At 42.8% G+C, this 12,251-nt stretch carries 12 protein-coding genes; 9 read left to right on the top strand and 3 right to left on the bottom strand.

What is annotated here, in order from left to right:
- The first annotated feature begins 117 nt into the window (after nucleotides 1–117).
- The 6 genes from ACSX1H_RS18610 (at nucleotide 118) to ACSX1H_RS18585 (ending at nucleotide 5,865) form a co-directional block, all read left to right on the top strand.
- Nucleotides 118–1,188, top strand: a complete 1,071-nt coding sequence (locus ACSX1H_RS18610) for a hypothetical protein (protein WP_439185759.1) — start codon at nucleotides 118–120, stop codon at nucleotides 1,186–1,188.
- A gap of 189 nt (nucleotides 1,189–1,377) precedes the next feature.
- Nucleotides 1,378–1,815, top strand: coding sequence for a hypothetical protein (locus tag ACSX1H_RS18605; protein ID WP_439185758.1), 438 nt, complete (start codon nucleotides 1,378–1,380; stop codon nucleotides 1,813–1,815).
- Between the two features lie 247 nt (nucleotides 1,816–2,062).
- Complete coding sequence (locus ACSX1H_RS18600) at nucleotides 2,063–2,593, top strand: hypothetical protein (RefSeq protein ID WP_439185757.1); 531 nt, start codon at nucleotides 2,063–2,065, stop codon at nucleotides 2,591–2,593.
- Nucleotides 2,594–2,844: 251 nt separating this feature from the next.
- Nucleotides 2,845–3,411 carry a YdeI/OmpD-associated family protein gene (locus ACSX1H_RS18595; RefSeq protein ID WP_439185756.1) on the top strand — a complete coding sequence of 189 codons (567 nt, stop codon included), beginning with the start codon at nucleotides 2,845–2,847 and terminating at the stop codon, nucleotides 3,409–3,411.
- 239 nt (nucleotides 3,412–3,650) lie between these two features.
- A complete protein-coding gene (locus ACSX1H_RS18590) occupies nucleotides 3,651–4,379 on the top strand; it encodes an NAD(P)-dependent oxidoreductase (protein WP_439185755.1) in 729 nt (242 codons plus the stop codon).
- 886 nt (nucleotides 4,380–5,265) lie between these two features.
- Complete coding sequence (locus ACSX1H_RS18585; RefSeq protein WP_439185754.1) at nucleotides 5,266–5,865, top strand: PD-(D/E)XK nuclease family protein; 600 nt, start codon at nucleotides 5,266–5,268, stop codon at nucleotides 5,863–5,865.
- Between the two features lie 226 nt (nucleotides 5,866–6,091).
- On the opposite strand, the gene ACSX1H_RS18580 is transcribed toward ACSX1H_RS18585, so the two are convergent.
- A complete protein-coding gene (locus tag ACSX1H_RS18580) occupies nucleotides 6,092–6,670 on the bottom strand; it encodes a hypothetical protein (protein ID WP_439185753.1) in 579 nt (192 codons plus the stop codon).
- Nucleotides 6,671–6,677: 7 nt separating this feature from the next.
- Nucleotides 6,678–6,899 (bottom strand): hypothetical protein, encoded by a 222-nt coding sequence (locus tag ACSX1H_RS18575; protein WP_439185751.1) that lies wholly within the window; start codon nucleotides 6,897–6,899, stop codon nucleotides 6,678–6,680.
- 194 nt (nucleotides 6,900–7,093) lie between these two features.
- On the opposite strand from ACSX1H_RS18575, the gene ACSX1H_RS18570 reads away from it, so the two are divergent.
- The 3 genes from ACSX1H_RS18570 (at nucleotide 7,094) to ACSX1H_RS18560 (ending at nucleotide 11,832) form a co-directional block, all read left to right on the top strand.
- A complete protein-coding gene (locus tag ACSX1H_RS18570) occupies nucleotides 7,094–7,840 on the top strand; it encodes a GLPGLI family protein (protein WP_439185750.1) in 747 nt (248 codons plus the stop codon).
- Nucleotides 7,841–8,154: 314 nt separating this feature from the next.
- The gene (gene hypD / locus ACSX1H_RS18565; protein WP_439185749.1) at nucleotides 8,155–10,677 is read left to right on the top strand and encodes a trans-4-hydroxy-L-proline dehydratase; all 2,523 of its coding nucleotides are present in this window, start codon (nucleotides 8,155–8,157) and stop codon (nucleotides 10,675–10,677) included.
- Between the two features lie 243 nt (nucleotides 10,678–10,920).
- Nucleotides 10,921–11,832 carry a glycyl-radical enzyme activating protein gene (locus tag ACSX1H_RS18560; RefSeq protein WP_439185748.1) on the top strand — a complete coding sequence of 304 codons (912 nt, stop codon included), beginning with the start codon at nucleotides 10,921–10,923 and terminating at the stop codon, nucleotides 11,830–11,832.
- A 164-nt stretch (nucleotides 11,833–11,996) separates the two neighbouring features.
- Here ACSX1H_RS18560 and ACSX1H_RS18555 read toward each other — a convergent pair.
- On the bottom strand, nucleotides 11,997–12,251 hold a 255-nt coding region (locus tag ACSX1H_RS18555), incomplete at its 5' end, for a heavy-metal-associated domain-containing protein (protein ID WP_439185747.1).

Here is a 12,251-nt window from a genome sequence, read left to right as displayed (position 1 = left end):
GAAAAGATAAACTCAAATACAACGCTTTGGCTCAGCTCATTTTGGAAAGTTCGTAAGATTAATTTCGCCTTACGACGCCATGCGGCAGGCCGTTACACGCAATTTTAAAACCTAATAATGAATTCAATAGAATTTGAAAATATCAAAATTTATGAGATTAATGGATATACACGCAAAAGTCTAAATGGAGAGTTTACGCCGCTGGAATTATCTGAAAAACTTGTTAATGAATGGATTCCTTATTATGAATGTCATAAATGTGGGAAAGGTGATTATTGTAAATATACAATCCCACATCCTGCTAATCCTTTAAGAAAAAGAGATATAAAATGTGGTGTTGCTATTGATGCATTAAAGAACTTTGTAAATAAAACCATATTTGTTTTAGATAACGCTTCGAGGAGCAAGAAACAAAAATATCTTGATGCAGCATTTCACTTTTATAAATATGTAATTGAATCAGAACAATGGAATGGTTCTTTCATTGATAATGAAAAGTTAGATTGGTGGGGAAAACATGCAGTGAAATTTTATAGTGAAATATTACCTATTAGAGATACTTTAAATGAATTAGGTAATTGTTTAAAAGAGTTTCCTGAATTATATGAAGGTACCAGTTTGCTGTTAGTTGAAGGTGAATCAGAAAAAGCTTTTGTAGAGAATTTGCGAAGCGATGGTGAAATATCTAAAACTTGGCAATTTATTGTTGAAAGTTATGGTGGTAAAGGGAATAAACTTCCCAAAAGAATAAAAATGCTATTAGATGACTATCAAAAGAAAGGATATTTAATATACATACAAGGTGATGAAGATGGCAATGGTGATGGGACAGGTTTTGATAAGTTTAAGGAGTATGTAAACCAGAGCTATATAGTAAAGCAAAATATATTTCAATTCAAGTATGATTTTGAATCCTCTATTCCTAAAAAGCTATTATATCATGTACTTTTAGATTTTGGTTACCTTGAGAACGTGTCTTTTGAAAAGTTTAGAAGAGTAACTGAAGATAGACCAATGAATAGTTGTTTATTGAAAGAGTTTAATATTGATACGAATATTGACAATCTTAAAGTAAGGATTGCCAAAGCAGTTGGAAATGCAATTTTCCATATTGATTTTAGAATTCTTGACCAGTTTTATGAAACTGAATTAGGTGCTTTTGTTAGATTCTTAGAAAAAATAAAATAACTGCGTGTAACAAACCGCAATAAAGAATGCCTTGCCGAGGCTGGTTTTGGAGGTTTTGCTCCCGCGCGCGCAAATGAGAAATTAAGAAAGCGAATATACCACACGCAGCGGCACACTTCATGCGGCAAGACGTTAATTTAAGAGCCTACTAATAATGACTTGAATAAATAAACTTAAACAATTAAAAATATGGAAAGATTATTTACTATTCTGACTTTATCTTTATTCTTCATTTGTTGCACTAATGCACAAACAGTTGTAGTCAATCCTAATGGGACACATTCAACAGTGATTAATAATGGTAGTACTTCAACAGTAGTTAATCCTGACGGAACACACTCGACTGTTATAAACAATTGTGCCACTTCAACTATTGTTAATCCAAATGGGACGCATTCTACGGCGATTAATAATGGTAGTACTCTGACAATAGTTAATCCAGACGGAACGCACTCGACTGTTATAAACAATTGTGCCACTTCAACTATTGTTAATCCAAATGGGCCACATTCGACTGATACTGATAAGATGATTAAGATCGACTCCATGAAAATCAATATTGCCGATACAGCAAAGACCGCTAATCCTCACTATAAGAAGAAGAAAAAGCCTAAAGTGAAAAAATAGACACCTTGCTTGGAGTACTAATACATGTCCTTAATGAGAAGGAAAAATCTATAATGAACAAGAAAACTAAGCCCAACAAGCCATCATAAAGTAGTCCTTGCTTTAGTGGGTCTTGGGAGTTTGTCTCCCGCGCGAGGTAAGGCATAAAAAAAGCGAATATACCACACGCACCAGTGCCACTTCATTTGGCAAGTCCGTAAGAAAACATGTAAGAAGAAATAATAACACGCATACAAAGACCGTAAAAATGAAAATTGACCTTTTCACCATTTTATTAATCACACTGATAGCATGTGCAAGTAAGGCAGCAAGTGCCACCACAATAGCGGATTCCTTAAACACAGAAAAGCCAAATAAAATTATTACATATTTAGAACCTACTGAGTCTCGGAGTGATATAAAAGATATTAACTGGACTAATTTTGAATTGGTCTTCAAATACGAAGACAAAAAAGAGGAATTCGTTCAAATTTTAGGAATTAATAACATTGATACAGACACAATTGAATATCAAATTTATATGAACTCCATGTTGTGCGTTTCAGAATTTTATGGACACGCCATAAAGCATCATCCAAACGGAGGCCTTGAAACAGATGAAGATGATGCTGGAGCTTATCCTGTTATTGAATATTTATTTAATGATGACGACTACGATATCTCAATACGCATTGACTCAGAAAAACATAGTAAAGCAAGATTTATTTTATCGCCTGATAGAGAGATTGATGAGTGTGACCCATTTGAACATTTAATAATGAAAAACTCCCGCCAATAACGCACCATAGCTCATATGGGGGATGTACGTTGTGAAAAGTATCGGGCTTCGGCTCTCAACACCAAATCCTTGATTTATGAACACGTGTTTGTTTTTAAGGTGTTCGTGCTTTAACTATTGGCATTAGAAATGAAGGATGTATGAAAAACCAACCTTTTAATTGTTATTACCAGACTATTAAAGGAATAATTAGATTAACCCCTGTAAAGTAGAAAAAGTACGACTCCCCAATAATGGGAGCAATTTGAAAAATGACCGGGATAGAAACCATATATTATACAAATAGACAAGATTGGAGAAAATGGCTCGAAACTAATTTTGAGACAAAAGATGCCATCTGGTTGGAATATCCATTGAAAAAGACCGGTAAAAAACGGATTTTATACAATGATGCCGTTGAAGAAGCTCTATGCTTTGGGTGGATTGACAGTACTGTTAAATCCCTGAACGAAGAAACGACTATTCAAAGATTTTGCAAAAGAAGAAAAAACTCAACATTCTCACAACCCAACATTGAACGCTTGAAGTGGCTCTTTGACAACAACCTGATTCACAACTCAATTAAGAATGAGGTATTTAAAGTGATTCATCAGAATTTTAATTTTCCGGAAGACATAATAAGGGCGTTAAAATCAGAAAAAGTTGTATGGGAGAATTATCAACATTTTTCAGAGCCTTACAAACGAATCAGAATTGCATATATTGAAAGTGCCAGAAAAAGACCCGAAGAGTTTGCGAAGCGTTTACACAATTTCCTTGACAAAACGAAAGAAAACAAACTGATTAAAGGGTTTGGGGGAATTGACAAATACTATTAAAAATAAAAACTGTTGGCAACATTCACTTTGCAAGTTTTGTGCCTTCAGCCAACCGCTCCAAATAGCACATTTCGCTTTAAGATAACATATGTGCATTAGCTCCGTTTCATTGGGAAAATAGGTTTGAAGCAACAGTCCCTTTATAAAGCTTTGGAAACAGCTATGCAGCTAAAGATTAGCAAAGGCTATAGGAAGGCGCTTAAATATCAACTAACTTCGCCTGTACTAAACCAATAGTTATGAAGACTTTAGTAACAGGAGCAAGCGGTGCCACAGGCCTGCGCTTTGTTGAACAGTTAGTAATCGCCGGGCAGGAAGTGAAAATAATTGTTCGATCCACAGCTGAGATTCCTGAGGCTTGGCACCATGATGAACACATCGAACTAATCACTGGCAGCATTTCTGAAATGAGTCGTGAGCACATGGCTGAGGTACTTAAGAACTGTGGGGCTATTGTCTCGTGTCTGGGTCACCGTCCCACCTTTAAAGGCATCTATGGTAAGCCAAGGCGACTGGTGCACGATGCAGTGAAACTCATTTGCGAAAGCATCCAATCCAATGCCCCGGCAGCACCAGTGAAATTCGTGCTAATGAATACCAGCGGCAACGCCAACCGGGATTTAAATGAGCCCAATCCCATCCTAAACCGAATAGTGATAGGCCTGTTGCGCGTGCTGCTACCACCTCACCCCGACAATGAGCAGGCCGCCGATTATTTGCGCCTCACAATTGGTCAGGACGACCCCTATATCCAATGGGTAGCCGTGCGCCCCGATGGACTTATCAATGAGGAGGCTGTGACCAATTATGAAGTGTTTCCTTCACCTGTCAGAAACCCCATTTTTAATGCTGGCAAAACAAGCCGGATTAATGTGGCCAACTACATGGCACGCCTGATAACAGAGCCGGATTTATGGAACACCTGGAAAGGCCAGATGCCGGTTGTTTATAATAAGGAGGATGGATGACAGCAACAGACTCAATGCTGAACCATTCTTCCTTTGGGGAGAAACAGGGGAATAGTTTCTCTTTTCTACCTGTCGTGCCTGCAACACTCAATTAGCATGACCTAACAAAACAGGACTGACGACCTGTTCACGCACCTGCATGCCTTTCAGGCAATAAGCGATTGCATTCGAAACCCTTTTTCGAGTGAAGTTAGAGAGGGCACTCTGAGTTGGCAGTCTGCTCCCCGACCTCAGCAACGCAGATGGGGCACCCACTGTAATAAGTAGAAGAATGCAAAATTTGATACCATCCTGTAAATCCTTTAAATTTTGCCTGGAATGTTTACCTAGTGGGTCATCGAGTGATGCAGTCTTGATGTTCTTTGCGTACTTTCTTATATCAAAGCTTGCTCCGTTCTGCGGAGATAAGAAAGTATGAGCCCCTGCGGCTAAAGCAGAAAGTAGATATATGATTGCTGTGCACCGGAATGAATTCGTTACATCAGGCTTTCCCTTTTTCAAAGGCCGCCATTCTGTAACATTCCTTCCTATCATTGGCTTTCAATATTTCGAAACCCTGTTTCGAGTAGAGAGTGATAAAAACTCAATTAATTGAAATACGGGATTCCGCATCAGCAACGATATTGGGGCACCCACTTTTTGAATGAAGGAAGAAAATATTTGGCACCAAGCCGGGCATCTTTAAATATTTTCCCGAAATGAAAAAGTAGCGGGTCAATGAGTGCTGCGGCGGCAGCATTTTTTGTTTCGTTTTTGCTGCTGTAGGCAAAAATGAAAGGACATGGGAGCATCAATCGCCATCAGCAATAAGCTATAAGCCATCCACCATTAGCATTATTTAAATATAAAGACACTACTTTTGCAGCGGATACCTCAACAGTACACTATGCAAACCTTCGATTATACCAACCAAAACCACCTGCTGTTTCTATCATTAGCGCTGATTATCATCGTTCTGTCTTACCTGGTTATCAGGCACAAGGTGAAGACCTACTTCCAGGAACGTAAGGTACGCAAGCGCTTTGAGCGGGGGAACCGGCTGGAGCTGCAAGCCAAAAACTTCCTGAAAAGTAAGGGCTATACCATTGTTGATTATCAGAGTACCTACGCGCATAAGTATCTGGAAGATGGCGAGGTGCAATACGCCGATATCCAACCCGACTACATTGTGAAGAAGAATGGCAAGCAGTACATTGTGGAGGTTAAAAGCGGTACTCAGGCCATCAGTGCCCGTAATAAGAGCACCCGACGCCAGCTGCTCGAGTACGACTACGTGGTGGAGAACGACGGAGTTTTTCTGCTGGATATGGAGAACCGCCAGTTGAAACTCGTCCAGTTTAAATCCAAAATGGAACGACGCTCGGGCCGCCTGCTTAAGGTGGTTATTGTGTTGGCAATTATGGGGATGGCTATTCCCTACTGGCAGGTGAAAGGGGCTATTGGCCTGCTACTGCTCATTGTGTTTTTTGCGGAAAGGCGGTTTTAATGAAAATCGCCAAACTCTATGAGTCTGGCGAAAAATAATTTCTATCCCAATCAGAGAGAAACTAAGGACAGATTCTTAATCAAGAAATGACAATATTTGAGAGAAAAAGTCCAACTCAAATTAATCTGAACCCAGATATTTTTGCTTTCACACTTATCGGGATAGTGTCATAGCGCAGGATAAGCACCCTGCGTTAAATCAATCCTTTATAAGTAAAACTCCCCGGCTATTTCTCTCCCTGCTCTTCCTCGAGTTCTTCTCTTTCATGAGCTCGGCGCTCTGACTTTTCACGGTAGGCTTCCATCTCTTCCATGGCTCTCTTCCGCTCTTCACCGGCCCGTTTCAGCTGCTCCCTGACTTTAACCATCTCTTCTTCGGCCATCTCAAGGTGTTCTTTCCCTTTTTTGTAATCTTCCTCAGAGATACTGCCTTCCTGCCTGGCTCTTTCGAGCTTTTCCTTCGAACGCTTAATTTTTTCGTCCGCCTCCTTTACCTTGGCCTCTCCTTCTTCTATGGAATTATCAAGTTCCCTTTGCTTCTGTTCCTGCATGGCGCGCATTTCAGCCGAACGCTGCTGGCCAAATTCCTTTCCTTTTAACTCACCTTTATTTTTTCCATAAGCGTTCCCTTTTCCCGTATTCGCCCCTTTTTCCTTTAACTCTTCGTCGGCAGTTTTCTCTTTAGCCTGCTTTTCAAGCTTTTCCTTTTTGGCTTTTTCTTTGCCCTTACTTTGTTGTGCCTGCATCGGTTGAGCTGCTAAAGCCAAACCCATTACCAATGCCAAATTCAATACCACACTTTTCATAAGCTTACTATTCTAACTCGTTAACTATTTTTTCCAGTTTCTCGATGGAGTTGTCCAGCTCAGCTGCAACACTGTCGATACGTTCGACCGACTCGCTTACATTTTCATAGGGTGGTGCAACGGTTTCGGTCGTCTCTTTTTTCGATGCCTTTTGTTCTTTGTCTGCTTTTGGTTTACAACTAACTACCAGTAAAGCCAATACAAAAGCAATAGCAAATAGGTTTTTCATGATTGTGAGTGTTTTAGATTATCTAATGTTCAAACCACTAATTTAACAAGCTCGTGTTGAGGATGTTTAATCAAACCAAAATACAACAGCCAAAAAACGTGTTTTTATACTGCCTCAAGCGGCCAGAGCTAAACCATACAAAAATAAAAACCTTAACACACTCTTACCGTATGTATCAAACAAAAAACTTATTGATGAACTATTTGCTCACGATCCTTCTGACTTTAAGCTTGACTGGCAGCATGGCACAAAACAAAACACTTAAAGTTGTTTACAACTATACCAATCATGCAAAGCCCAATACCTATAACATGGAGCTGCTGGCCAAAAACAACCAGGTGTTGAGCTATACCATTCGTCTAACCAAAGTGGGGGCCGGAAACAACATCCGCTATAAACGAACAGCTGATTCCACGCGCCTATTCAAGGATTATACCAACGACTACCTGATTTACGAAGAAAGTCTGGGGCGCGATAACCTGACTATTAAAGAACCATTAAACCTGTTTAAGTGGAAACTGACCGATGTGAAAGACACCATTTTAAACTACCCCTGTAAAACGGCCTTGGCTGAGTTTAGAGGGCGCAAGTATCAGGCCTTGTACACAACAGAACTGCCGTTCACTGCTGCTCCTTGGAAACTGCACAGTCTGCCTGGTGTGGTATTGAAAGTATGGACAAGCGATGATGTGCTCTGCTACCAGGCTGAGTCGGTGGAGATAACGGATATGAGTGCCCCTTTGTATCGCCCCTTTGACCATAAAGAACCCATCGACTACAGTACTTTTTGCAAACACTACCAAAACTACCGCAAGGAGGTAATTAAGTTACGTAAGAAGCGCGCCAAACAACAGAACAGGCCTGAGCCTGAAAATCATAAGGCGCCACGAATTGAAATCATCATCCCTGAGAACCGGTTCATTTTAAACGAAAACGAATAGTCTTTTTCCACGGCCGTATACAGCACTGAAATAATTTCATTATGGCCTTAAAAAAATGCCGAAGAGCTATTTGCAATCAGTTCTTTTTTCTGCAACTTTGACCTTGTTCAAAATAAGTTAATTGTGAGCCATCCGCATAGCATAAAAGGATATCGCTGTTTGTTTGAATGCTTAATGTTCTATAAGCAGATTTAGTCGTCCGGCCTGAGTAGTCAAGCCGGGTCTTCCCTTATGTCATCCTACTAAATTATACAATTGGTCAGTTACATAACTGATGCTTTTTGTATTCAAACACTTGAAAAAACCTTAAAACAATGTCAACAACAAACATAAAAGGCCGTCCTGATCCCAGTGGAGCAGGCCGACCAAGCATCAAAGAACTACTCGGTAAAGAAGAAGCAGAAAAAACGGCAGAACGTTCAGCGGCATCCGAAGGTAATTTTTATCAACCATTGGGTGATAAAATCGGTCCGGGTATGAATCCACGCATTCAGCGCCTTCGCAAGCTGAGTTTTGAAGCCGAACCAAGCATCTCCATTGAGCGGGCCTTGCACCAAACAGCGTTTTACAAAGAGCACTACGGAAAACATTCGATTCCTGTTTTGAGAGCCCTCACCTTCATGGACCACTGCCAGAAGAAGACGCTCTATATGGGTGATGATGAACTGATTGTTGGCGAACGTGGTCCGAAGCCAAAGGCCGTGCCTACCTTCCCGGAGCTGACCTGTCATAGTGTGGAAGATTTTCATGTGCTCAACACCCGCGACCAGCAGCGTTACACCATTAACCAGAAGGATATTGATACTTATGAGCAGGAGGTAATCCCTTACTGGCAGGGACGTACCCAGCGGGAGCGTATTTTCAACCATGTGCCCGAGGAATGGAAACGTGCCTATGAAGCCGGCCTGTTCACCGAGTTTATGGAGCAACGTGCACCGGGCCACACCTGCCTGGATGGTAAGATATACAAAAAGGGCCTGCTGGATTTCAAACAAGATATCAAGGCACACCTGGATTCGCTGGACTACCTCAACGATCCGGATGCCAATAACAAGGCGGAAGAACTAAAAGCCATGGATATCTCCTGCGATGCTGCCATTGTGTTCGCGGAGCGCCATGCTGCCCTGGCTGAAGAAAAAGCACAAACAGAATCAGATGCCAGGCGTAAAGCCGAGCTGTTAAAAATAGCCGAGGTATGCCGCTGGGTGCCTGCCCACGCCCCTCGCACCCTGCACGAGGCCATACAGATGTATTGGTTTGTGCACCTGGGCACCATCACCGAATTGAATGGTTGGGACGCCATGAATCCGGGGCATTTCGACCAGCACCTGGCCCCATTCTACGAAAAGGAAATCGCTGAGGGCACGCTGACTCGTGAAGAAGCCAAGGAGCTGATCAGCTGCATGTGGATCAAGGTAAATAACCAGACGGCTCCACCGAAAGTGGGCATCACGGCCAAAGAAAGTGGCACCTACAACGACTTTACCAACATTAACATTGGGGGCGTTAAAGCCGATGGTTCTGATGGTGTGAGCGAAGTATCGTACATTATGCTCGAAGTGGTGGAGGAACTGCACCTGCTGCAACCGGGCTCATCGGTGCACATCAGCCACGTTACTCCTGATAAGTTCCTGAATGCCGCCTGTAAGGTCATTCGTCAAGGACATGGTTATCCTTCTGTTTTCAGTCCCGAAACCTATATTACCGAGATGCTGGCACAGGGCAAGTCTCTTACTGATGCCAGAGAAGGCGGTTGCAGTGGCTGCATTGAAGTAGGCGCATTTGGCAAAGAAGCCTATGTGCTCACTGGCTACCTCAACGTGCCTAAGATTCTTGAAGTTACTCTGAACAATGGCATCGATCCCGTAACCGGCAAGCTGGCCGGCTGTGAAACAGGTGATCCAAGAACCTTTAAAAGCTATGAAGAGCTGTATGACGCCTTCAAAAAGCAGCTGGAATTTATTGTTGACCAGAAAATGCGCGTCAGCAACTACATCGATACCATGTTTGCCAAATATGCACCGGCTCCCTTCCTGTCGGTGGTTATTGAAGATTGTATTGCCAAAGGCCGTGACTACTACAACAGCGGACCGCGCTACAACACCAATTACATTCAGTGTACCGGCCTAGGCACTGTAACTGATAGTTTATCCACCATCAAGCACCATGTTTTTGAAAAGAAGACCTTTGACATGGAGCGCATTTTAAAGGCAGTGGCCAATAACTTTGAAGGTGATGAAATCCTGCGTCAGACCATTGTTAACCGCACGCCCTTCTTTGGCAACGATGATGAATATGCGGATGAAATTGCTTTGCGTATTTATGACGATTTGATTAAGACCATTGATGGAAAACCCAATATCAAAGGTGGCAAATACCATCTGAACATGCTGTCGACCACCTGCCACGTATATTTTGGTAAAGTGATGGGCGCCACACCAAACGGCCGTTTAGCCGGCAAATCCATTTCCGATGGCACCTCGCCTTCTCATGGCTGCGATGTAAACGGACCCTCAGCGGTGATTCGCTCATTAACAAAGCTGGATCACACCCGCTCGGGAGGCACCCTGCTGAATATGCGCTTCCTGCCGAGCTTGTTAAAACGTGACGAGGACATTACCAAGATGGGAAAGCTGATACGCAGCTATTTCACGATGGGAGGTCACCACGTGCAGTTCAACATTGTGGATACAGCCACTTTGCGGGCAGCACAAGCGTCACCGGAGGATTATAAAGATCTGTTGGTGCGTATGGCCGGTTACAGTGATTATTTCAACGATATGAATGCCGATTTACAGCAGGAAGTCATTGACAGAACAGAGAATGAATCGTTTTAAAAAAGTTTATTAGTTATCAGGCAGAAGGCAGGAATACTATTTAGCTGGTGCCTTTCTCCAGATAATCATTAGTGCTTTAAAAATACAATTCATTGTCCCCCCTCAGTCCGAAGGACAGCTCCCCAAGGGGAGCATTTTAAAGCTCCACATAAATCTTCCCCTTGGGGAAGTGCCCGCAGGGCGATGGGGGAACAATTAACGAATGAGCAAATCAACAAATAAGCGAGGTATTCGCAACTAACTATGGAACTACCAAGTTTAATATTTGATATAAAACGCTACGCCATCAATGACGGGCCGGGCATTCGCATCACCATTTTCCTGAAAGGATGTCCTTTACGATGCAGGTGGTGCCACAACCCGGAAAGTCAGCTGAAGCAACAGCAGAAAATGTATAATAACAGCAAGTGCATTGCCTGTGAAGAATGCGTGAAGCATTGTCCCGAAAAGGCCCTGACGCTGACGCCGGATGGCATTGTTACGGATGGCGATTTATGCACCCTTTGTGGCACCTGTGCCGAGGTGTGTCCGACTAAAGCCATTGAGATGACGGGCCGCTTAATGAGTGTGGAAGCGATCGTGAAGCAGATCAAAAAAGAAACCATGCTGATGGACAAATCAGAAGGAGGGGTTACCTTCTCCGGTGGTGAGCCCCTGCTGCATCATGAGTTCCTTATCCCGTTGCTGGATGCCTGCGGCGAAGAAGGCATCCACCGCTGTGTGGATACGACCGGCTATGCCAAGCCAGAGGTATTGATGGAAGTGGCTAAGCGCACCGATCACTTTCTGTACGATTTAAAGATGATGGACTCGGACAAGCACCGCCAATGGACCGGCATGCCCAATGAGAAAATTCTGGCTAACCTCAAGCGCCTTTCAGCCACTGGTGTTGACCTGAATATTCGTATTCCCTTGATTAAAGGGGTGAACGATGACGATTGGAACATCCGCGAGTCGGCTCAGTTCATCGCTGCACTGGAAGGTAAAAAGCCCCTGGTTAACCTTCTGCCATTTCATAACATTGCTGAAAAGAAATACGAGAAACTGGGCGAAGCGTATGATAAGGGCGAAATGGCCGAACCCTCTGCCAAACGTTTGCAGGAAATCATTGCCCTGTTCAAATCCTATGGTGTAAAGGCCATGATTGGCGGCTAAGCTTCATAAGAGGTTTCATAAAACACACGAAGCAAGGGTATCTGAAAATAAAAAGTTACCCGAAATGCCCATAGAGCAAAAAAAAACGCCAAGGGCGCAAAGAACTGATAAAAAGTCTTTGCGTACCTGGCGTTAATCTCAATTTTTAACAGCTATATTTTTATCTAAAAGCGCTCGTACTGACAGCAGCCATGCAGGTTGTCGTACACCTCATCATCGGCTTTGTGGTGCTCTGTATCGTGCCCCACCGCTGCAATGGCTTTTTCAACCGCATCCACTGTGGCTTGGCCACCATAGTTTAAGTGCAGCATTTTAGTATCCTTGTCCCATTTGGCAGAGCTCACTCCTTTTACCGACAGGGCGGCCTCTTCAATGCGCTCCTGACACATGCCACAGTTACCCGCCACCTTAAACATGGC

The sequence above is a fragment of the Carboxylicivirga taeanensis genome, from assembly GCF_051851475.1.
GTDB lineage: Bacteria > Bacteroidota > Bacteroidia > Bacteroidales > Marinilabiliaceae > Carboxylicivirga > Carboxylicivirga taeanensis.
Note: the sequence above shows the minus strand (reverse complement) of the source record. Positions and strands in the feature narration are given on the sequence as shown.

Excerpts from the sequence above, each read along its gene's own strand:
- ACSX1H_RS18610 (WP_439185759.1), top strand. The coding sequence starts at position 118 with ATGAATTCAATAGAATTTGAAAATATCAAAATTTATGAGATTAATGGA.
- ACSX1H_RS18605 (WP_439185758.1), top strand. The coding sequence starts at position 1,378 with ATGGAAAGATTATTTACTATTCTGACTTTATCTTTATTCTTCATTTGT.
- ACSX1H_RS18600 (WP_439185757.1), top strand. The coding sequence starts at position 2,063 with ATGAAAATTGACCTTTTCACCATTTTATTAATCACACTGATAGCATGT.
- ACSX1H_RS18595 (WP_439185756.1), top strand. The coding sequence starts at position 2,845 with ATGACCGGGATAGAAACCATATATTATACAAATAGACAAGATTGGAGA.
- ACSX1H_RS18590 (WP_439185755.1), top strand. The coding sequence starts at position 3,651 with ATGAAGACTTTAGTAACAGGAGCAAGCGGTGCCACAGGCCTGCGCTTT.
- ACSX1H_RS18585 (WP_439185754.1), top strand. The coding sequence starts at position 5,266 with ATGCAAACCTTCGATTATACCAACCAAAACCACCTGCTGTTTCTATCA.
- ACSX1H_RS18580 (WP_439185753.1), bottom strand. The coding sequence starts at position 6,670 with ATGAAAAGTGTGGTATTGAATTTGGCATTGGTAATGGGTTTGGCTTTA.
- ACSX1H_RS18575 (WP_439185751.1), bottom strand. The coding sequence starts at position 6,899 with ATGAAAAACCTATTTGCTATTGCTTTTGTATTGGCTTTACTGGTAGTT.
- ACSX1H_RS18570 (WP_439185750.1), top strand. The coding sequence starts at position 7,094 with ATGAACTATTTGCTCACGATCCTTCTGACTTTAAGCTTGACTGGCAGC.
- hypD (WP_439185749.1), top strand. The coding sequence starts at position 8,155 with ATGTCAACAACAAACATAAAAGGCCGTCCTGATCCCAGTGGAGCAGGC.
- ACSX1H_RS18560 (WP_439185748.1), top strand. The coding sequence starts at position 10,921 with ATGGAACTACCAAGTTTAATATTTGATATAAAACGCTACGCCATCAAT.